Below are 21,081 nucleotides of genomic sequence, written 5' to 3' on the forward strand. Positions count from 1 at the left end.
CGGCTATGCAGATAGCCCTGGTACAGGTGGCAGCGCAGGCCCCTGTAGGAGCGGCCTTGTGTCGCGAAAGGGCCGCAGGGCGGCCCCGGCGATATCAGCTTGATGCACGAATCCGGGGGCGCTTCGCACCCCTTTCGCGACACAAGGCCGCTTCTACAGGGATCGCGTGTGTTCAGTAATCCGCCGGTGTTTCCATCAGCATCTGGCGGAACTCCGGCAGCGGCAATGGCCGGCTATGCAGGTAGCCCCGGTACAGGTGGCAGCGCCGGCCCCTGTAGGAGCGGCCTTGTGTCGCGAAAGGGCCGCAGGGCGGCCCCGGCGACATCAGCTTGATGCACGAATCCGGGGGCGCTTCGCACCCCTTTCGCGACACAAGGCCGCTCCTACAGGGATCGCGTGTGTTCAGTAATCCGCCGGTGTTTCCATCAGCATCTGGCGGAACTCCGGCAGCGGCAATGGCCGGCTATGCAGGTAGCCCTGGTACAGGTGGCAGCCCAGCCGCTCGAGGAACTCCAGTTGCTCGCTCAGCTCGACGCCCTCGGCGATCACCGTCAGTTCCAGGCTGCGGGCCATGGCGACGATGGCGCGGACGATCTCGGCGTCGTTGGGGTCCACCGGGGCGTCGCGCACGAAGGTCTGGTCGATCTTCAGCGTGTCTACCGGGAGGCGCTTGAGGTAGGTCAGCGACGAATAACCGGTGCCGAAATCGTCCATGGCGAAGCTCACGCCGTAGCGCTTGAGCTCGCGCATCTTGCTGATGGTGTCTTCGAGGTTCTGGATGACGATGCCCTCGGTGATCTCCAGCTTGAGGATGTGCCGGGGCAGGCGGTAGTCGTCCAGGCTGCGCAGCACCCGCTCGACGAAGTCGTTCTGGCGAAATTGCCGTGGGCTGATGTTGACGCACAGGCTGAAGTCGTCGGCGTCGATCAAGCCGTCGGCCAGCATGCGCGCGCAGGCGTCGCAAGCTTCGTCGAGGATCCAGCTGCCAACTTCGAGGATCAGGCCGCTTTCCTCGAGCACCTGGATAAACTGCGCCGGCGGTTGCTGGCCCAGTTGCGGATGGTGCCAGCGCAGCAGCACCTCGGCGCCGACGATGCGGTTGTCGCGGGCGTCGACCTGGGGTTGGAAGTGCAGCGCCAGTTCGCCCCGGGCCAGGGCCAGGCGCAGGTCGCTCTCCATGCGCAGGCGCTCGCTGGCGGCCTTTTGCATGGTGGTGTGGAACAGCTGGGTAGTGTTGCGCCCGGAGTCCTTGGCCCGGTACAAGGCGATGTCGGCGCGCTTGAGCAGGTCGGCCGGGGTGGCGCCGTGGTCGGGGATCAGCGCCACGCCGATGCTCGGCGTCACCTGCAGGCGCTGGCCGTCCAGTGACATGGGCTCGGCCAGCAGCTCGCGCAGGGTGTCGGCCAGTTCGCGGACCTTGCCCTCCACCAGCTCGCGGCTGCCTTCCAGGCCGCTGAGCAGCACCACGAACTCGTCGCCGCCCAGGCGCGCCACGGTGTCCTCCAGGCGTACGCTGGCCTCCAGGCGCGCGGTGATGATCTTCAGCACGGTGTCGCCCACCGGGTGGCCCAGCGAGTCGTTGATGTGCTTGAAGTGGTCGAGGTCGAGGAACAACAGCGCGCCGCGCAGGTTGTGGCGCTTGAGCAGGGCGATCTGCTGGCTCAGGCGGTCCATCAGCAGGGCGCGATTGGGCAGGTTGGTCAGCGGGTCATGGTAGGCCAGGTGGCGGATCTGCGCCTGGGCGTTCTTCAGCAGGCTGACATCGCGGGCGGTGAGCAGCAGGCAGTCGGTTTCGTTGAGGCTGATTGGCTCCACCGAGACTTCCACGGTGAGAATGTCGCCGCGCTTGTTGCGCCCGAGCATTTCCCGGTGGTGCACGCGGCCACGTTCGCGCAGCTCGTTGAGCAGGGCGCCACGTTGCTTCTCGTCGGCCCAGATGCCGATCTCGTACACCGTGCGCCCGACCACCTCGGCGGCGCTGTAGCCGGTCAGGCGGCTGAACCCGTCGTTGACCTCCAGGTAGCGCCCGCTCTGGCGCTCGGTGATGATGATGGCGTCGGGGCTGGAGTGGAAGGCCTTGGCGAATTTTTCCTCGCTGGCCTTCAACGCGGCCTCGGCGCGCTGTTGCTGGGTGATGTCGCGCAGGGTGGTGACGCTGCAGGCCTGGCCATCGACGCTGATCAGGCGGCTGGAGATCACGCAGGTCAGGGGCGTGCCGTTGCGATGGTTGACCCCCACCGCCACGTTGCTCAGGGCCTGGTCGCGGATCACCCGTTCGATGCGCTGCGCGCGTTCGGCCGACTCGGCCCACAGGCCTAGCTCCTCGGCGGTGTGGCCGAGCACTTGGGCGGCGCTCCAGCCGAAGGTCTGGCTGAAGGCCGGATTGATCTCGATGAACTGGCCGGTGTCCTGGCGGGTCACGCAGATCGGGTCGGGGCTGACCTGGAACAGGCTGGCGAACTTCTCTTCCGAGGCGCTCAGGCGCTGCTCGCGCTCGACCTGCTCGGTGATGTCGAGCAAGGTGCCGGCCATGCGCAGCGGGTTGCCCTGGTCATCGCGGTACAGCCGCGCGCGGCTTTCGATATAGCGTGAGGCGCCGTTGTCCAGTTGCACCTGGTAGGTGATCTGGTAGTTGCCGGCGGGCCCTTCGCGCAGGCTGCGGTAAGCCTGGCGCATGGCGTTGCGTTCCTGTTCGGGCACGCCTTCGAAGAATGCCTCGAACGACTCGTGGAACGGCACCGGGTCCAGGCCGTGCAACTGGGCGGCGCGGGCCGAGCCGTAGAGCATGCCGCTGGGGATGTGCCAGTCCCAGGTGCCCAGCTGGGCCGAATCCAGGGCCAGGTCGAGGCGCTCCTGGCTGTCCTTGAGCGCCTGTTCGGCGCGCTTGCGCTCGCTGGTGTCGACGAAGGTGCTGATCAGGTAGGTGATCCCCTCCATCTCGATGCCCTGGGTGCAGAGGATGCCGTCGTGGACCTTGCCGCTGGTGGCGCGGAACTGCACCTCCAGGGTCAGCGGGCCGCTGCCGGCGCGGGTGGCGTCCAGCACCTGGTGGCGTTGCTCGGGGTTGACCCACAGGCCCAGCTCCAGGCTGGTCTTGCCGACCACCTGGGCCCCCGGCCAGCCGAACATGTGCTCGAAGTGCTGGTTGACCTCGATGATCAGGCCGTCGTGGCGGCGGGTCAGGAGGATGGCGTTGGGGCTCAGGTGAAACAGCGTGGCGAAGCGCTTCTCCGAGTTGATCAGCGCGGTTTCCCGCTCGCGCTGGCGGGTGATCTCGCGGATCACCCCGATCATCTGCGGCCGGCCGTTGGCGTCGTGGGTCAGGCTGCCGTTGATCTCCAGCCAGTGCATGCTGCCGTCGGGCCACTGGATGCGATGGCGCATGGCCTGCTCGATCGGTTCGCCGTTGACCACCGCCTGGAACGCCTGGCGGGTCCGGGCGCGGTCTTCCTCGGGCAGCAGGTCGAGGTAGTCGATGTCGTTGGGCAGCGGGCGTTGCGGGTCGAAACCGAACAGCGCCTGGGTGCCGCGCGACCAGCTGACCCGACCGCTGTCGATGTCCCACAGCCAGGCGCCCAGCCGCGCGCCGTTGAGCGCGGCGAGCAATTGTGGCGCGTTCTGCCAGGCCTGCTCCGATTCCTGGGGGTCGGCCGCCGGAATGCGGGGCAGGCGCGCAAAGCGGTTTGCTGATTTGGGCATCGATACCAGACCTTTGGCAAATGAAGCTTCCCTGTAGCGCTGACGACCGGTCAGGCGGACCCTGCGTGGCTGTCGAGCAGCGCCATGAAGGCCCTGGCCGCGTTCGACAGCGTACGCTCCGTGTGCAGAATGTAGCCTAGCTGGCGCGACAGCTGTATGCCCGGCAGGGCGATGGGCGCCACCTGCTCGTCGAGCATGGTGCGCGGCAGCACGCTCCAGGCCAGGCCGATGGACACCATCATCTTGATGGTTTCCAGGTAGTTGGTGCTCATGGCGATGTTCGGCGCCAGGCCCTGGCTTTCGAACAAGCGCTGGACGATATGGTGGGTGAAGGTGTTGCCGCCGGGGAACACCGCCGGATGGCGGGCCACATCGGCCAGGCTCACGGTGCCGTCGCGGGCCAGCGGGTGTTCCGGCGAGGCGACGAAGTCCAGGGCGTCGGCCCACACCGGTACGGCGCGCACCAGGTGGTGTGGCTCGGGCGCCAGGGTGATCACGGCAATCTCGGCGCGGCCGTGCAGCACTTCGTCGTAGGCCGCCTCGGAATCGAGGAACTCGATGTCCAGCGCCACCGCCGGGTACTGGCGGGTAAAGGCGCGCAGCAGCGGCGGCAGGCGATGCAGGCCGATATGGTGGCTGGTGGCCAGGGTCAGGCGACCGCTCACCGCCCCGCTGAGGTTGGTCAGCGCGCGGCGCGTATCATCGAGCACATTGAGGATCTGGTAGGCGCGGGGCAGCAGGGCACGGCCGGCCTCGGTCAGGGTCACCTCGCGGCCGAGGCGGTCGAACAGACGCACGTCCAGCTGCTGTTCGAGGCCGGCGATGCGCTTGCTGATGGCCGGCTGGGTCAGGTGCAGGCGTTCGCCGGCGCCAGAGAAACTGCCGGTTTCGGCGATGGCGATGAAGGCGCTGAGGTTGGCCAGGTCCATCTATTTGAATTCCTGATGGTTATGCAAAGCATGAAAATTATGAATTTGAGTTATTCAATCTATCGCCATAGCATCGTCCGTACAAGCCAAGGGGTCTTTGGCATAGAAAGACGCTGATGAGGAACAGTCTGATGGCTGGCAAAACGCTCTACGACAAACTCTGGGAAGCTCATGAGGTCAAGCGCCGCGATGACGGCTCTTCCTTGATCTACATCGATCGCCACATCATCCACGAAGTGACCTCGCCCCAGGCGTTCGAAGGCCTGCGTCTGGCCGGGCGCAAGCCTTGGCGCATCGATGCCAACATCGCCACCCCCGACCACAACGTGCCGACCACGCCAGAGCGCAAGGGCGGCATCGAGGCCATCGCCGACCAGGTGTCGCGCCTCCAGGTGCAGACCCTCGACGAGAACTGTGACGAATATGGCATCGTCGAATTCAAGATGAATGACGAGCGCCAGGGCATCGTCCATGTCATCAGCCCGGAGCAGGGTGCCACCTTGCCGGGCATGACCGTGGTCTGCGGCGACTCGCACACCTCCACCCACGGCGCGTTCGGCGCCCTGGCCCATGGCATCGGCACCTCCGAGGTCGAGCACGTGCTCGCCACCCAGTGCCTGGTGGCCAAGAAGATGAAGAACATGCTGGTGCGCGTCGAAGGCCAGTTGCCCGAGGGCGTCACCGCCAAGGACATCGTCCTCGCCGTGATCGGCAAGATCGGCACCGCCGGTGGCAACGGCCATGCCATGGAGTTTGCCGGCAGTGCCATTCGCGAGCTGTCGATGGAAGGCCGCATGACCATCTGCAACATGTCCATCGAAGCCGGTGCCCGCGTCGGCCTGGTGGCTACCGATGCGACCACCGTTGCCTATGTCGAGGGGCGTCCCTATGCGCCCAAGGGCGAGCAGTGGACGCGTGCGGTAGAGGCCTGGAAGGACCTGGTGTCCGACGCCGATGCGGTGTTCGACACCGTGGTCGAGCTGGATGCCGCGCAGATCAAGCCGCAAGTCAGCTGGGGCACCTCGCCCGAGATGGTGCTGGCGGTGGACCAGCGTGTGCCGGACCCGGCTGCCGAGGCCGACCTGATCAAGCGTGGCTCGATCGAGCGGGCGTTGAAGTACATGGGCCTGAGCGCCAACCAGGCGATCACCGACATCAAGCTCGACCGCGTGTTCATCGGTTCGTGCACCAACTCGCGTATCGAAGACCTGCGCGCCGCCGCCGAGATCGCCAAGGGGCGCAAGGTTGCCGCCAGTGTCAAGCAAGCCATCGTGGTGCCGGGCTCGGGCCTGGTCAAGGCCCAGGCCGAGCGCGAGGGGTTGGACAAGATCTTCCTTGCGGCGGGCTTCGAATGGCGTGAACCAGGCTGCTCGATGTGCCTGGCGATGAACCCGGACCGCCTGGAGAGCGGCGAGCACTGCGCGTCTACCTCCAACCGCAACTTCGAGGGCCGCCAGGGCGCTGGCGGGCGTACCCACCTGGTCAGCCCGGCCATGGCTGCCGCCGCCGCGGTGACCGGCCACTTCATCGACGTCCGCGAGTTGATCCAAGGGAGCGCAGCATGAAAGCCTTTACCCAGCACACCGGCTTGGTCGCGCCGTTGGATCGCGCCAACGTCGACACCGACCAGATCATCCCCAAGCAGTTCCTCAAGTCGATCAAGCGCACCGGCTTCGGCCCCAACCTGTTCGACGAATGGCGCTACCTGGACGTGGGCCAGCCCTACCAGGACAACAGCAAGCGCCCGCTGAACCAGGAATTCGTGCTCAACCATGCGCGTTACCAGGGCGCCAGCGTGTTGCTGGCGCGGGAGAACTTCGGTTGCGGCTCGAGCCGCGAGCATGCCCCGTGGGCGCTGGACGAGTACGGTTTTCGCAGCGTGATTGCGCCAAGCTTCGCCGACATCTTCTTCAACAACAGCTTCAAGAACGGCCTGTTGCCGATCATCCTCGACGCCGCTGAAGTCGACGAGCTGTTCAAGCAGGTCGAGGCCAACCCGGGTTACCAGCTGACCATCGACCTCGAGGCCCAGGCGGTGACCCGCCCGGACGGCAAGGTACTGAAGTTCGAGATCGACGCCTTCCGCAAGCATTGCCTGCTCAATGGCCTGGACGATATCGGCCTGACCTTGCAGGACAGCGAGGCGATCAAGGCGTTCGAGGGCAAGCACCGCGCCAGCCAGCCCTGGTTGTTCCGCGATTGATCGACGGCCTCGGCACGACGCGTGGGAGCGGGCTTGCCCTGCGATGAGGCCCATTGGACACTGAGTTTTTCCGGCGCGCCCGCGAGGCGCGCCGCTTGATTGGATAGAGGAACGCATGAGCAAGCAGATTCTGATTCTCCCAGGTGATGGCATCGGCCCGGAAATCATGGCCGAGGCGGTCAAGGTGCTGGAGCTGGCCAACGACAAGTTCCAGCTCGGCTTCACCCTGGCCCATGACGTGATCGGTGGCGCGGCCATCGACAAGCACGGCGTGCCGCTGGCCGACGAGACCCTGGAACGCGCGCGCCAGGCCGACGCGGTGCTGCTCGGTGCGGTGGGCGGGCCGAAGTGGGACAAGATCGAGCGTGACATCCGCCCTGAGCGCGGCTTGCTGAAGATCCGCTCGCAACTGGGCCTGTTCGCCAACCTGCGCCCGGCCATCCTCTATCCGCAGCTGGCCGACGCCTCGTCGCTCAAGCCCGAGATCGTCTCCGGCCTGGACATCCTCATCGTCCGCGAGCTGACCGGCGGCATCTACTTCGGCGCGCCACGCGGCCAGCGCGAGTTGCAAGGCGGCGAGCGCCAGGCCTATGACACCCTGCCGTACAGCGAGAGCGAAGTGCGCCGCATCGCCCGTGTCGGTTTCGACATGGCCCGCGTGCGCGGCAAGAAGCTGTGCTCGGTGGACAAGGCCAACGTGCTGGCTTCCAGCCAGTTGTGGCGCGAAGTGGTCGAGGACGTGGCCAAGGACTACCCGGACGTCGAGCTGAGCCACATGTACGTGGACAACGCCGCCATGCAGCTGGTGCGCGCGCCCAAGCAGTTCGACGTGATGGTCACCGACAACATGTTCGGCGACATCCTGTCGGATGAGGCTTCCATGCTCACCGGTTCCATCGGCATGCTGCCGTCGGCGTCGCTGGATGCCGACAACAAGGGCATGTACGAGCCGTGCCACGGTTCGGCGCCGGACATCGCCGGGCAAGGTATCGCCAACCCGCTGGCGACCATCCTCTCGGTGTCGATGATGCTGCGCTACAGCTTCAGCCAGACGGCCGCCGCCGAGGCGATCGAGCAGGCCGTGAGCCGCGTGCTGGACCAGGGCCTGCGCACCGGCGACATCTTCTCCGAGGGTTGCCGCAAGGTGGGTACGCAGGAAATGGGCGACGCAGTAGTCGCAGCGCTGCGGAATCTGTAATCTCTCTGGCCCGCTACCAAAAACTCCCGGTGGCGGCCCACTTTTAGCAAAGGTGTAGTTGCGATGAAACGTGTAGGTCTGATCGGTTGGCGTGGAATGGTCGGTTCCGTGCTCATGCAGCGGATGCTCGAAGAGCAGGACTTCGACCTGATCGAGCCGGTGTTCTTCACCACCTCCAACGTCGGTGGCCAAGGCCCGAACGTGGGCAAGGATACTGGCCCGCTCAAGGACGCCTACAGCATCGACGAGCTCAAGACCCTCGACGTGATCCTGACCTGCCAGGGCGGCGACTACACCAACGAAGTGTTCCCCAAGCTGCGCGAGGCCGGCTGGCAGGGCTACTGGATCGACGCCGCTTCGTCCCTGCGCATGCAGGATGACGCGGTGATCATCCTCGACCCGGTCAACCGCAAGGTCATCGACCAGCAGCTGGATGCGGGCACCAAGAACTACATTGGCGGCAACTGCACGGTCAGCCTGATGCTGATGGGCCTGGGCGGCCTGTTCGAAGCCGGCCTGGTCGAGTGGATGAGCGCCATGACCTACCAGGCGGCCTCCGGTGCCGGGGCGCAGAACATGCGTGAGCTTATCCGCCAGATGGGCGGTATCAATGCCGCTGTCGCCGATGACCTGGCCAATCCGGCCAGCGCCATCCTCGATATCGACCGCAAGGTTGCCGAGGCCATGCGTGGCGAAGGGTTCCCGACCGAAAACTTCGGCGTGCCGCTGGCCGGCAGCCTGATTCCGTGGATCGACAAGGAGCTGCCGAACGGGCAGAGCCGCGAAGAGTGGAAGGCCCAGGCCGAGACCAACAAGATCCTCGGTCGCTTCAAGAACCCAGTGCCGGTGGATGGCATCTGCGTGCGTATCGGCGCCATGCGTTGCCACAGCCAGGCGCTGACCATCAAGCTGAACAAGGATGTGCCGCTGGCGGATATCGAGGGCATGATCAGCCAGCACAACCCTTGGGTGAAGTTGGTGCCGAACCAGCGTGAGATCAGCATGCAGGAGCTGAGCCCGACCAAGGTGACCGGTACCCTGAACGTGCCGGTCGGGCGGTTGCGCAAGCTGAACATGGGGTCGCAGTATCTCGGAGCCTTCACCGTTGGCGACCAGCTGCTGTGGGGCGCTGCCGAGCCGCTGCGGCGCATGCTGCGGATTTTGCTGGAGCGGTGATCTGGGCTGGTTTGAGTTGGGATTTTGAATAACCCGTATTGCGAGAGTGATGCGGGTTTTTTTATGGGTGTCAGATTCGTTGTTCGTTGTTCGTTGTTCGTTGTTCGTTTTGATGTTTTTATTCGCATTCATTGGCGATGTCGACGCATAGTCACCTTTCCGCCCTTACGGCGGGTTACTTTGGTCTTGGCCAAAGTAACCAAAGCCGCTGCGCTCCATTCATCCGGCCCTACGCTTCGCTTCGGGTTCCCTCACTCCGGCCTTGCTCCCGGGAGGACCGCGCTGTACGCCCCATCCTGGGGCGCAGCGCTTGACGGGCATCCATGCCCGTCACCTCCCTTCGCAAGGCCTGCGTTCGGCCTCCTGAAGTCGCGAAGTTAGGGGCGGCGCCTGGGCTGGCGCAGCTGTCGCTAGTCGCATGTCTGTGATCTCCAGGGCCTCTTCGCGGGCACGTGGTGGAAGTTGAATATATGCATAACCCTGTGGGAGCGGGCTTGCCCGCGAAAGGGCCAGAGCAGCCAATATGTAAATAACTGTCAGAAATCAATTTACAAATTCTGCTCTTGCTCTTGCTCTTGCTCTTGCTCTTGCTCTTGCTTCTAAGCGCGCGATAGTCCAGGCGCCGCCAATTGCGACTTCAGGAGGCCGAGTGGAGTTCTTGCGTAGTGGGGCGACGGCCATGGATGGCCGTCGAGCGCTGCGCCCCAGGATGGGGCGTACAGCGCGGTACCCACGGGAGCAAGAACGGAGCGAGGGAACCCCGGAGCGCAGCGTAGGGGCCGGATGAACGGAGCCGAACGGTTTTGCCCACTTTTGCCAAGACAAAAGTGGGCCGCCGTAAAGGCGGAAGGGTGACTGTAAGTCGACATCGCAAATGAATGCGCATACAAATGCCAAAACAATCGCCTTGAACCTGAACCTGAACCTGAACCTGAACCTGAACCCAAACCTATCTCCCACCCCACAATCCAAGTAAAGTGCCGCTCCCCGCCGTACCCCCGCAGAAGGAACCGATCCCATGACCCGCACCGCCCTAGACATCGCCGTAGTCGGCGCCACCGGCACTGTCGGTGAGTCCCTCGTGCAGATCCTCGAGGAACTGGCCTTCCCGGTAGCCACCCTGCACCTGCTGGCCAGCATGGAGTCGGCAGGCAGCAGCGTGATGTTCGCCGGCAAGAAGCTGAAGGTCCGCGAAGTGGACAGCTTCGACTTCGCCCAGGTGCAATTGGTGTTCTTCGCCGCCGGCCCCGCCGTCACCCGCAGCTTCGCGCCCAAGGCCAGCGCTGCCGGCTGTTCGATCATCGACCTGTCCGGCGCACTGGACGGTGCTACCGCGCTGGTCCCGGAAGCCAATGGCAAGCGCATCAGCGAACTGCCACGGCCCGCGCTGATCACCAGCCCAAGCGCCGGCGCGGTGGCCCTGGCGGTGGCGTTGGCACCGCTCAAGGGCCTGCTCGACATCGAGCGCGTGCAGGTCAATGCCTGCCTGGCTGTTTCAGAGCAGGGCAGGGAAGCCGTCAGCGAACTCGCCCGCCAGACCGCCGAACTGCTCAACGCCCGTCCCCTGGAGCCGCGCTTCTTCGATCGCCAGGTCGCCTTCAACCTGTTGCCCCAGGTCGGTACGCCCGACGAGCAGGGCCACACGGCGGTGGAGCGCCGGCTGGTCGGCGAGTTGCGCCAGTTGCTCGACCTGCCGCAACTGAAGATTTCCGTGACCTGCATTCAAGTCCCGGTGTTTTTCGGCGATAGCTTCAGTGTGGCGGTGCAGAGCCGTCGTCCGGTCGAGCTGGCAGCCGTCAACGCCGCGTTGGAGGCCGCCGACAGCATCGAACTGGTCGAGCCCGGCGATTATCCGACGCCTGTGGGTGACGCGGTGGGCCAGGACGTGGTCTATGTTGGACGTGTACGCCATGGTGTCGATGAAGACCAGCAGCTCAATCTCTGGCTGACCACCGACAATGTGCGCAAGGGCGCGGCGCTCAACGCCGTGCAGACCGCGCAATTGTTGATAAAACACATGGCGTAAAAGATACTGCGAGCTATTTTGTCCTGCACCGCAACAGGGTTTTTGGGACGGTTCTTACAAGGGAAGAGTTCATGCTTCGAATTCGCAAACTGGTTCTGGCCATCGCGGCAGCCTCGGCGCTGTCGTCCGGCGTGGCGAACGCTCTGGGGTTGGGGGAGCTGACCCTGAAGTCGGCGCAGAACCAGCCGCTGGATGCCGAGATCGAACTGCTCGACGTGCGCGACCTCACCGCGGCGCAGATGGCCCCCAGCCTGGCGCCGCCCGAAGAGTTCGCCAAGGCCGGGGTGGCCTTCCCGCCTTACCTCGAAGACCTCACCTTCACCCCGGTGATCAACCCCAACGGGCGCAGCGTGCTGCGGGTCACCTCCAGCAAGGCGTTGCCGGAGCCGGTGGTCAAGTTCCTGGTCCAGGTCATGTGGCCCCAGGGCCGCCTGCTGCGCGACTACAGCGTGCTGCTCGACCAGGCCAAGGCCCAGGGCAGCGAGGCCGCCCAGGCCAATGTCAATCCGCCAGTGAGCACCGGCAGCTACACCACCAAGCGCCGTGACACCCTCTGGCAGATCGCCGCGCGCAACAGCAACGGCGGCTCGATCCAACAGACCATGCTGGCGATCCAGGCGCTGAATCCGGATGCCTTCATCGGCAACAACATCAACCAGCTCAAGACCGGGCAGGTATTGCGCCTGCCTGATCAACAGCAGGTGCAGAGCATTCCCCAGGCCGAAGCCAACCGTGAGGTGGCCGAGCAATACGCCGCCTGGCGCGAGGGTCGTCGCCTCGGCCCGCGTGCCCGGCAGCTGGACGCCACCCGCCGTGGCGAGGCCGGCGCCGCGCCGGCGCGCATCGCCCAGGGTGACAACCTGCGCCTGGTGGCGCCCGGCGGCAAGGCGGCAGCGGGGGAGGCCAAGGCGCTCAGCGACAAGCTCGCCGTGGCCCAGGAAAGCCTCGACACCAGCCGTCGCGACAACGACGAACTGAAGAGCCGCATGTCCGACCTGCAGAGCCAGCTGGACAAGCTGCAGCGTCTGATCGAACTGAAGAATGACCAACTGGCGCGCCTCGAAGCCCAGGGCGCGGCGCCTGCGCCAACGGCGCCCGCGGCCCTGCCGGGCGAACCTGCTCCGGCGCAGCCGGCGGTCAATGCCCAGCTGACGCCGGCAGAGCCGGTGGTCAGCCCGGCACCGGCCGCCGCCGACACCGCGCCACAGGATGTCGCGGCCCAGGTGCCGGCCGCTGACGCGCCGAGCGTGCTCGACGAACTGCTGGGCAACCCGCTGCTGCTGGGGTTGATCGCCGGTTCCGCGTTCCTGGTCCTGTTGCTGTTGCTGTTGCTCCTGGCGCGCAAGCGCAAGGCCCAGCAGGAGGCCGAGAAGCACCTGCGCATGGCGCGGGCGCTGGCCGAGGAGGGTGAGCGTAGCCCCGACCTGGACCTGCCACCGAGCAGCTTCGAAGGCCTGGACGTGTCGGCGCCGAGCGTGACCTTGGCGCCGGCCGTGGTCGCCGCGTCGGCAGCCGCCGCCGCCGCCGCCGAGAAGCCTGCGGCGCCAGCACCTGCCGAAGCGCCGGCGCCAGCGGTCGACCCGCGCGCGGCGCTGCTTGCCGAGGTGGACGAAAGCCTGGCCCGCGGCCGCCTCAACCACGCCGCCGATCTGCTGGAGGCCGCCGTGGCCTCCGACCCGCAGCGCAGTGACCTGCGCCTGAAGCTGATGGAAGTCTACGCCCGCCAAGGCGACCAGGACGCCTTCGCCGGCCAGGAGCGCAAGCTGCAGGACAACGAGCAGAATCAGGCCGAGGTCGCCGCGCTCAAGGAACGCTTCCCGGCCATGCTCGGTGTCGCCGCCGTTGCCGCTGGCGCCGCGGCCTTGGCGGCGGAGATGGACGAGCAATACGTCCAGGAACTGCTGCAGGAGCAGGAGCCGGCCGTCGTTGCGGCCGAGCCCGAGCCCGCAGCGCCGGTCGAGCCTGAGCCGGTGGTCGCGCCCGAGCCTGAAGTTGCCCTGGCGCCAGCCATCGAAGAGGCCGACCTGGACAGCGCCTTCGACCTGAGCCTGGATGACGACCTGCCGGTGGATGACCTGTCGGTGGCGGATGCGCTCGATCTGTCGGGCCTGGAAGACATCGCCCCGACCACGGCGCCTGTGGTGGAAGAGGCAGCGCCGGCTCCGGTCGCCGCGGCCACCGACGCCGACGACGATTTCGAGGCGCTGCTTGCCCAGGCCCAGGCCACGCCGCAGAACGTCGACGACCTGGCCGATTTCGACCTGGATGTCGGCGAGCCGCAGGCACCGGCCAGTGCCGAGGAAGCCCCGGTTGACGTGGCCGCGGAACTGGCGGCGTTCGAGTCGATGCCCGAGTTCGACCCGATTTCCGAGTTGGAGCTGCCCGACGACTTCGACTTGTCGCTGTCGCTGGAGGACGATTCGCCAGCGGCGAAGAACTTCGCCTCCGAACTGGACGACGTCAACGCCGAGCTGGACAAGCTGTCGCAGAACCTCGAGGCGCCTGCGCCGGCAGCGCCGACCTTCACCGCCGAAGACGCCGCGCTGGAGCCCGAGCCGCTGGACGACCTGGACTTCGACTTCTTCTCCGGCAGCGATGAAGTGGCCACCAAGCTCGACCTGGCTCGCGCCTATATCGACATGGGCGACCACCAGGGCGCCCGCGACATTCTCGACGAGGTGGTCAAGGACGGTGACGACAGCCAACGCCAGGAGGCCAACGAGATGCTCTCCCGACTGGTCTGAAGGCCAACGTTCAAACGCGCGGGGCAAGCCCGCCGCCACAGGTCATCGAAGCGCTTGTGGGGGCGGGCTTGCCCCGCGATCGTTTCGGCCCCGGCACGGTTTGCCGTTATACTGCGCGCCTTTGGTTTCATCATCAGGTTGCCCGCGCTTGGACATCATCGACACCGCCGCCGCCGAATCGGCGGCCGAAGGCTACACCCGCATCGCCCTGGGCGTGGAATACAAAGGCTCGCGCTACCGCGGCTGGCAGCGCCAGGCCAGCGGCGTGCCGAGCGTCCAGCAGGCCCTGGAGCAGGCCCTGTCGAAGGTCGCCGACGAGCCGATCAGCGTGATCTGCGCCGGGCGCACCGATGCCGGGGTGCATGGCTGCGGGCAGATCGTGCATTTCGACACCCGCGCGGTGCGCGACGAGCGCGCCTGGACCCTGGGCACCAACTTCAACCTGCCCCACGACATCAGCGTGGTCTGGGCCACGCCCATGCCGGCGCATTTCCATGCCCGCTTCAAGGCCTGCGCGCGGCGCTACCGCTACGTGATCTACAACGATCCGATCCGCCCGGCGCACCTGGCCGAGGAGGTGACCTGGAACCACCGGCCACTGGACGTCGAGCGCATGGCCCTGGCGGCGCAGTACCTGCTGGGCACTCACGATTTCAGCGCGTTCCGCGCCAGCCAGTGCCAGGCCAAGTCGCCGATCAAGCATATCCACCACCTGCGCGTCTCCCGCCATGGTCAGATGATCGTGCTCGACGTGCGAGCCACGGCCTTCCTGCACCACATGGTGCGCAACATCGCCGGCGTGCTGATGACCATCGGTGCCGGCGAGCGACCGGTGCAGTGGGCCCGCGAAGTGCTCGAGGGGCGCAACCGCCGCGCGGGCGGGGTCACCGCGCACCCCTACGGCCTGTACCTGGTACAGGTGGAGTACCCCGAGGAGTACGCCTTGCCGCAGCGTTACATCGGCCCACACTTTCTTACCGGCTACGAGGCGCTGGCGCACTGACGGGGCAAGGCGCATTTGCTACCATCGACGCTTTCACCGATCACCCAAGGTTCGCCGCCCATGAGCAACGTTCGCAGCAAGATCTGCGGGATTACCCGCATCGAGGATGCCCTGGCCGCGGTCGAGGCCGGCGCCGACGCCCTCGGTTTCGTCTTCTATGCGCAAAGCCCGCGGGCGGTGGACGTGCGCCAGGCGCGGGCGATCATCGCAGCGCTGCCGCCGTTCGTGACCACCGTGGGCTTGTTCGTCAACGCCTCGCGTTGCGAGCTCAGCGAGATCCTCGAAGTGGTTCCGTTGGACCTGCTACAGTTCCACGGCGATGAAAGCCCGGCCGACTGCGAGGGTTATCACCGGCCCTGGATCAAGGCCCTGCGCGTGCGCCCCGGCGATGACCTGGAGGCGGCCTGCCAGCACTACGCAGGCGCCTGCGGCATGCTGCTGGACGCCTATGTGCCAGGGGTGCCGGGTGGAACCGGCGAGGCCTTCGACTGGTCATTGATCCCTGCGACGCTGAGCAAGCCGATCATCCTGGCGGGCGGCCTGTCGCCCAGCAATGTCGCCCAGGCCATTCGCCAGGTGCGCCCCTACGCGGTGGATGTCAGTGGCGGCGTGGAGCAGGCCAAGGGCATCAAGGACGCGGCGAAGATCGAGGCCTTCATGCAGGCGGTGAAGCAGGCGTGAACGCGGATGTGACGGCTGGCCGCGCGCCATCGTCCATAGCTTTCGCAGCCCGGTGCTGCCAGGCCGCGCCAGTGCGCGGGGCAGGCCGGGAGAAAAATTGAAGATGGGGCGGTGCATGGCCAGGCCATGGCCGGCCCATCGTCGCTTTACACAAGAATTTGAGCTCAAGGGCAGGGCAGGGCCGTCAGGGTCCCCCGGCCAATACTGGAGAAAGCAAGCATGAGCAACTGGTTGGTAGACAAACTGATCCCTTCGATCATGCGTTCCGAGGTGAAGAAGAGCTCGGTGCCGGAAGGGCTGTGGCACAAGTGCCCGTCCTGCGAGGCCGTGCTGTATCGTCCGGAGCTGGAAAAGACCCTCGACGTCTGCCCCAAGTGCAACCACCACATGCGCATCGGCGCACGTGCGCGTATCGACATCTTCCTCGATGCCGAAGGCCGCGCCGAACTGGGTGCCGACCTGGAACCGGTCGATCGCCTGAAGTTCCGTGACGGCAAGAAGTACAAGGACCGCCTGACCGCCGCGCAGAAGCAGACCGGCGAGAAAGACGCGCTGATCTCCATGAGCGGTACCCTGATGGGCATGCCGATCGTGGTCAGTGCCTTCGAGTTCTCCTTCATGGGCGGCTCCATGGGCGCCATCGTCGGTGAGCGCTTCGTGCGTGCGGCCAACTATGCGCTGGAACACCGTTGCCCGATGGTCTGCTTCTCCGCCTCCGGTGGCGCGCGCATGCAGGAAGCGCTGATCTCGCTGATGCAGATGGCCAAGACCTCCGCGGTGCTGGCGCGCCTGCGCGAAGAAGGCATTCCGTTCATCTCGGTGCTGACCGACCCGGTCTACGGCGGTGTGTCCGCCAGCCTGGCGATGCTCGGCGACGTGATCGTCGGCGAACCCAAGGCGCTGATCGGCTTCGCCGGCCCGCGGGTGATCGAGCAGACCGTGCGCGAAAAACTGCCGGAAGGCTTCCAGCGCAGCGAGTTCCTGCTGGAACACGGCGCCATCGACCTGATCATCTCCCGTGAAGAGCTGCGTCCGCGCCTGGCTCGCCTGCTGGCGCAAATGACCGGCCAGGCCACCCCGGAAGCGGCCAAAGAGGTCGCCGCGGTCGCGTGATGAACCAGCGCACCTTGGGCGACTGGCTCGCCTACCTCGAGCAGCTGCACCCCTCGGCCATCGACATGGGCCTGGAGCGTTCGCAACAGGTGCTGGCGCGCCTGGGCCTGGGCAAGCTGGCGCCGCGCGTGGTGACGGTGACCGGCACCAACGGCAAGGGCTCGACCTGTGCCTTCGTCGCCGCGTTGTTGCGTGCCCAGGGGCTCAAGGTCGGGGTCTACAGCTCGCCGCACCTGCTGCGCTACAACGAGCGGGTACTGCTCGATGGCGCCGAGGCCAGCGATGAGCAACTGTGCCAGGCCTTCGCCGCCGTCGAGGCGGCGCGGGGCGAGATTTCGCTGACTTATTTTGAAATGGGCACCCTGGCGGCGTTCTGGCTGTTCAGGCAGGCGGCGCTGGATGCCGTGGTGCTCGAGGTCGGCCTGGGTGGCCGGCTGGATGCGGTCAACCTGGTGGATGCCGATATTTCGCTGGTCACCAGCATCGGCGTCGATCACACCGATTACCTGGGCGACACCCGTGAATCGGTGGCGTTCGAGAAGGCCGGGATCTTCCGTGCCGGCAAGCCGGCCCTGTGTGGCGACCTGGATCCGCCGCAACCCTTGCTGGACAAGGTGCGCGAGCTCGGTTGCCGGTTCTTCCTGCGTGGCCGCGATTTCGATCTGGCCGTGAATGGCGAGCACTGGCAATGGCATGGTAGCCAGCTCGACGGCGCGACGGTTCAGTTGCGCGACCTGCCGTTGCTCGACCTGCCGATGGAGAACGCCAGTCTGGCGCTGCAAGCCTTCCTGCTCATGGGCCTGCCTTGGGACGAGGCGCAGGTGCGCCAGGCGTTGCAGGCGGCGCGGATCACCGGGCGTCTCGACCGGCGTACGCTGAGCTTCAAGGGCAGGCGTATCGAGCTGATGCTGGATGTCGGTCACAACCCCCACGCAGCCGAGTACCTGGCGCGCCGCCTGGCGGCACGGCCGGCACAAGGGCGGCGGCTGGCGGTGTTCGGCCTGCTCGCCGACAAGGACCTGCCAGGCGTGCTCGCACCATTGCATGCCCTGGTCGATGAGTGGGCGGTGACGCCCCTCGCCACGCCGCGTACCCGCCCGGCCGCCGAGCTGGCCCAGGCCTTGACGAACCTCGGGGCGCCGGTGAAGTCTTACGCCAGTGTCGCTGCCGCCCTCGAGGGGCAGTGCGCGCGGGCGACGGCGGATGACCAGATCCTGCTGTTCGGTTCGTTTTTCTGCGTCGGCGAGGCCTTGGCCTGGCTCGAGCGGCAGGTCCCAGAGGATGGAGTAGATGGCAGTGCTGGATAAAGGGATGAAACAGCGCATGGTCGGTGCGCTGGTGCTGGTGGCGCTGGCGGTGATCTTCCTGCCGATGCTGTTCACCCGCGAGGACGAGATGCGCCAGGTGCGTGTCGAGGCGCCGCAAGCGCCGGCCATGCCGAGCCTGCCGCAGGTGCAGGTGGACCCGGTGGCGGTGCCCGAGCCACAGCCGTTGCCTGAACCGGTGGTGGTCGAGGAGTCCAGCGCGCCAGTGGCCACGCCCAGCCAGCCGATTGCCCCGGCACCTTCGGCGCTGCCGCCAGCGGCCAAGCCCCAGGTCCAGGCGCCTGCGCCCAAGGCTGCGCCGGCTCCGGCAGCCAGCGCGCCGGTGGCCAAGCCGACGGTGCCGGCGAAGATCGACGTCAACGGTCTGCCGGTGAGCTGGTCGATCCAGCTGGCCAGCCTGTCCAACCGCGGCGGTGCCGACACCTTGCAGAAAACCCTGCGCAGCCAGGGCTACAACGCCTACATCCGCTCGGCCGATGGCATGAACCGGGTGTTCGTCGGGCCGCTGATCGAGCGCGCCGAGGCCGAGCGCCTGCGTGACGTGATCAACCGCCAGCACAACCTCAAAGGCTTCGTGGTGCGCTTCCAGCCCGAGCGCGGCTGATGCCCATCTCTGGGCATGCACGTCCCCCTGTAGGAGCGACCTTGTGTCGCGAAGGGGCTGCGCAGCAGCCCCAGGATCTCAGCGTCGAAGTAGAAATCGCTGGGGCTGCTTTGCAGCCCTTTCGCGACGCAAGGCCGCTCCTACACAAACCAATAAAGCTGTCCCTGAAGTCAGCCTGCAGCCCTTCAAACTCCTGACATTCCGCTTACCCCAAGCCCGTTGCTCTGGTAAAATGCGCCGCCTCAAACGTCGGCAGGCAGCACCGTGGCATTTACCTGGGTTGATTGGGCGATCATTGCGATCATCGCCGTTTCCTCACTGATCAGTCTCAAGCGCGGCTTCGTCAAGGAAGCCTTGTCCCTGCTCATCTGGATAGTCGCCGGCGCGGTGGCCTGGATGTTCGGCGGGTCGCTGTCACAGTACCTGGAAAGCTATATCCAGACCCCTTCCGCGCGGGTCATCGCCGGCTGCGCCATACTGTTCGTCGCCACCTTGCTGGTGGGGGCGATGCTCAACTTCCTTATCGGCGAGCTGATTCGCGTGACCGGGCTGTCCGGCACCGACCGCTTTCTCGGCATGGCCTTCGGCGCCGCGCGCGGGGCCCTGCTGGTGGTGGTGGCCGTCGGGCTGCTGAGCCTGGGGCCGGTACAGCAGGATCCGTGGTGGCAGGAATCACGCCTGATACCACAATTTCTATTGGTAGCCGACTGGTCGAAAAACCTCATACTGGGGTTCACCGGCCAGTGGATGTCCAGTGGGGTCAGCGCACCCGTTGACCTTCCGTTCAAGGAACAGCTGCTCGGACCTACCCGGCCCTGAGCGCTTTTCACTCAAGTTTCATCAAAGTAGGGGTTGCGTCGCATGTGTGGCATCGTCGGTATCGTCGGTAAGTCGAACGTCAATCAGGCGCTGTATGACGCGCTAACCGTGCTCCAGCACCGCGGCCAGGACGCTGCCGGTATCGTGACCAGCCACGACGGCCGGTTGTTCCTGCGCAAGGATAACGGCCTGGTGCGCGACGTCTTCCAGCAGCGCCACATGCAGCGCCTGGTGGGTAGCATCGGCATCGGTCACGTGCGTTACCCGACCGCCGGCAGCTCGACCTCGGCCGAGGCCCAGCCGTTCTATGTCAACTCGCCATACGGCATCACCCTGGCGCACAACGGCAACCTGACCAACGTCGAGCAGTTGGCCAAGGAGATCTACGAGTCCGACCTGCGCCACGTCAACACCAACTCCGACTCCGAAGTGCTGCTGAACGTGTTCGCCCATGAGCTGGCGGTACGTGGCAAGCTGCAGCCGACCGAGGAAGACGTGTTCGCGGCGGTGTCCCACGTGCACAGCCGCTGCGTCGGCGGCTACGCGGTGGTGGCGATGATCACCGGCTACGGCATCGTCGGCTTCCGCGACCCCAACGGTATCCGCCCGGTGGTGTTCGGCCAGCGTCACACCGACGAAGGCGTCGAGTACATGATCGCCTCGGAAAGCGTGGCCCTGGACGTGCTCGGCTTCACCCTGATCCGCGACCTGGCGCCGGGCGAGGCGGTCTACATCACCGAGGAAGGCCAGCTGTTCACCAAGCAGTGCGCGCAACAGCCGAAACTGCAGCCGTGCATCTTCGAGCACGTCTACCTGGCCCGCCCGGACTCGATCATCGACGGCATCTCGGTATACAAGGCGCGCCTGCGCATGGGCGAGAAGCTGGCCGAGAAGATCCAGCGCGAGCGCCCCGACCACGACATCGACGTGGTCATCCCGATCCCCGACACCAGTCGCACCGCCGCCCTTGAGCTGGCCAACCACCTGGGCGTGAAGTTCCGCGAAGGTTTCGTCAAGAACCGCTATATCGGCCGTACCTTCATCATGCCCGGCCAGGCCGCGCGCAAGAAATCGGTACGCCAGAAGCTCAACGCCATCGAGCTGGAGTTCCGCGGCAAGAACGTGATGCTGGTGGACGACTCCATCGTGCGCGGCACCACCTGCAAGCAGATCATCCAGATGGCCCGCGAAGCCGGCGCCAAGAACGTCTACTTCTGCTCCGCGGCCCCTGCGGTACGCTACCCCAACGTCTACGGCATCGACATGCCGAGTGCACACGAACTGATCGCCCACAACCGTACCACCGAACAGGTGGCCGAGTTGATCGGCGCCGACTGGCTGGTCTACCAGGACCTGCCGGACCTCATCGACTCGGTCGGTGGCGGCAAGATCAAGATCGAAAACTTCGATTGCGCGGTGTTCAACGGTGAGTACGTCACCGGCGATATCGACGAAGCCTACCTCGAGCGTATCGAGCAGGCTCGCAACGACCTGGCCAAGGTGAAGAACCAGGCCGTGAGCGCGATCATCGACCTGTACAACAACTGATTTGGGAGCGACG

General features: G+C 65.9%; 15 protein-coding genes. 13 read left to right on the plus strand and 2 right to left on the minus strand.

Features of this window, described 5'->3' with window-relative positions:
* Positions 1 to 402: 402 nt before the first annotated feature.
* Both KSS95_RS10550 and KSS95_RS10555 read right to left on the minus strand, forming a co-directional pair.
* Complete coding sequence (locus KSS95_RS10550; RefSeq protein WP_217853599.1) at positions 403 to 3,699, minus strand: PAS domain S-box protein; 3,297 nt, start codon at positions 3,697 to 3,699, stop codon at positions 403 to 405.
* A 50-nt stretch (positions 3,700 to 3,749) separates the two neighbouring features.
* Positions 3,750 to 4,628 carry a LysR family transcriptional regulator gene (locus tag KSS95_RS10555; RefSeq protein ID WP_217853600.1) on the minus strand — a complete coding sequence of 293 codons (879 nt, stop codon included), beginning with the start codon at positions 4,626 to 4,628 and terminating at the stop codon, positions 3,750 to 3,752.
* 131 nt (positions 4,629 to 4,759) lie between these two features.
* Here KSS95_RS10555 and leuC point away from each other — a divergent pair, with 131 nt between their 5' ends.
* From leuC to purF, 13 genes are all read left to right on the plus strand, one after another.
* Complete coding sequence (gene leuC / locus KSS95_RS10560; RefSeq protein WP_217853601.1) at positions 4,760 to 6,193, plus strand: 3-isopropylmalate dehydratase large subunit; 1,434 nt, start codon at positions 4,760 to 4,762, stop codon at positions 6,191 to 6,193.
* A complete protein-coding gene (gene leuD, locus KSS95_RS10565) occupies positions 6,190 to 6,831 on the plus strand; it encodes a 3-isopropylmalate dehydratase small subunit (RefSeq protein WP_217853602.1) in 642 nt (213 codons plus the stop codon). The genes leuC and leuD overlap by 4 nt, the downstream gene beginning before the upstream one ends.
* Before the next feature lie 115 nt (positions 6,832 to 6,946).
* A complete protein-coding gene (leuB, locus tag KSS95_RS10570; RefSeq protein ID WP_217853603.1) occupies positions 6,947 to 8,029 on the plus strand; it encodes a 3-isopropylmalate dehydrogenase in 1,083 nt (360 codons plus the stop codon).
* Between the two features lie 63 nt (positions 8,030 to 8,092).
* Positions 8,093 to 9,205, plus strand: coding sequence for an aspartate-semialdehyde dehydrogenase (gene asd / locus KSS95_RS10575; RefSeq protein WP_217853604.1), 1,113 nt, complete (start codon positions 8,093 to 8,095; stop codon positions 9,203 to 9,205).
* Between the two features lie 1,018 nt (positions 9,206 to 10,223).
* Complete coding sequence (locus KSS95_RS10580; RefSeq protein ID WP_217853605.1) at positions 10,224 to 11,231, plus strand: aspartate-semialdehyde dehydrogenase; 1,008 nt, start codon at positions 10,224 to 10,226, stop codon at positions 11,229 to 11,231.
* A gap of 71 nt (positions 11,232 to 11,302) precedes the next feature.
* On the plus strand, positions 11,303 to 13,975 hold the full coding sequence (locus KSS95_RS10585; RefSeq protein WP_217853606.1) for a FimV/HubP family polar landmark protein: 2,673 nt from the start codon (positions 11,303 to 11,305) through the stop codon (positions 13,973 to 13,975).
* 148 nt (positions 13,976 to 14,123) lie between these two features.
* Positions 14,124 to 14,978, plus strand: coding sequence for a tRNA pseudouridine(38-40) synthase TruA (gene truA / locus KSS95_RS10590; RefSeq protein WP_217853607.1), 855 nt, complete (start codon positions 14,124 to 14,126; stop codon positions 14,976 to 14,978).
* A gap of 60 nt (positions 14,979 to 15,038) precedes the next feature.
* Entirely contained in the window at positions 15,039 to 15,659 is a 621-nt protein-coding gene (locus tag KSS95_RS10595; RefSeq protein ID WP_217853608.1) for a phosphoribosylanthranilate isomerase, read from the plus strand.
* Positions 15,660 to 15,878: 219 nt separating this feature from the next.
* Positions 15,879 to 16,772 (plus strand): acetyl-CoA carboxylase, carboxyltransferase subunit beta, encoded by an 894-nt coding sequence (gene accD, locus KSS95_RS10600; protein WP_134693287.1) that lies wholly within the window; start codon positions 15,879 to 15,881, stop codon positions 16,770 to 16,772.
* The gene (folC, locus tag KSS95_RS10605; protein ID WP_217853609.1) at positions 16,772 to 18,079 is read left to right on the plus strand and encodes a bifunctional tetrahydrofolate synthase/dihydrofolate synthase; all 1,308 of its coding nucleotides are present in this window, start codon (positions 16,772 to 16,774) and stop codon (positions 18,077 to 18,079) included. The genes accD and folC overlap by 1 nt, the downstream gene beginning before the upstream one ends.
* Positions 18,063 to 18,701, plus strand: coding sequence for an SPOR domain-containing protein (locus KSS95_RS10610; RefSeq protein WP_217853610.1), 639 nt, complete (start codon positions 18,063 to 18,065; stop codon positions 18,699 to 18,701). The genes folC and KSS95_RS10610 overlap by 17 nt, the downstream gene beginning before the upstream one ends.
* A gap of 264 nt (positions 18,702 to 18,965) precedes the next feature.
* Entirely contained in the window at positions 18,966 to 19,520 is a 555-nt protein-coding gene (locus tag KSS95_RS10615) for a CvpA family protein (protein WP_217853611.1), read from the plus strand.
* Positions 19,521 to 19,562: 42 nt separating this feature from the next.
* On the plus strand, positions 19,563 to 21,068 hold the full coding sequence (purF, locus tag KSS95_RS10620; protein WP_217853612.1) for an amidophosphoribosyltransferase: 1,506 nt from the start codon (positions 19,563 to 19,565) through the stop codon (positions 21,066 to 21,068).
* Positions 21,069 to 21,081: the final 13 nt, after the last annotated feature.

Source organism: Pseudomonas muyukensis, from assembly GCF_019139535.1.
Classification (GTDB): domain Bacteria; phylum Pseudomonadota; class Gammaproteobacteria; order Pseudomonadales; family Pseudomonadaceae; genus Aquipseudomonas; species Aquipseudomonas muyukensis.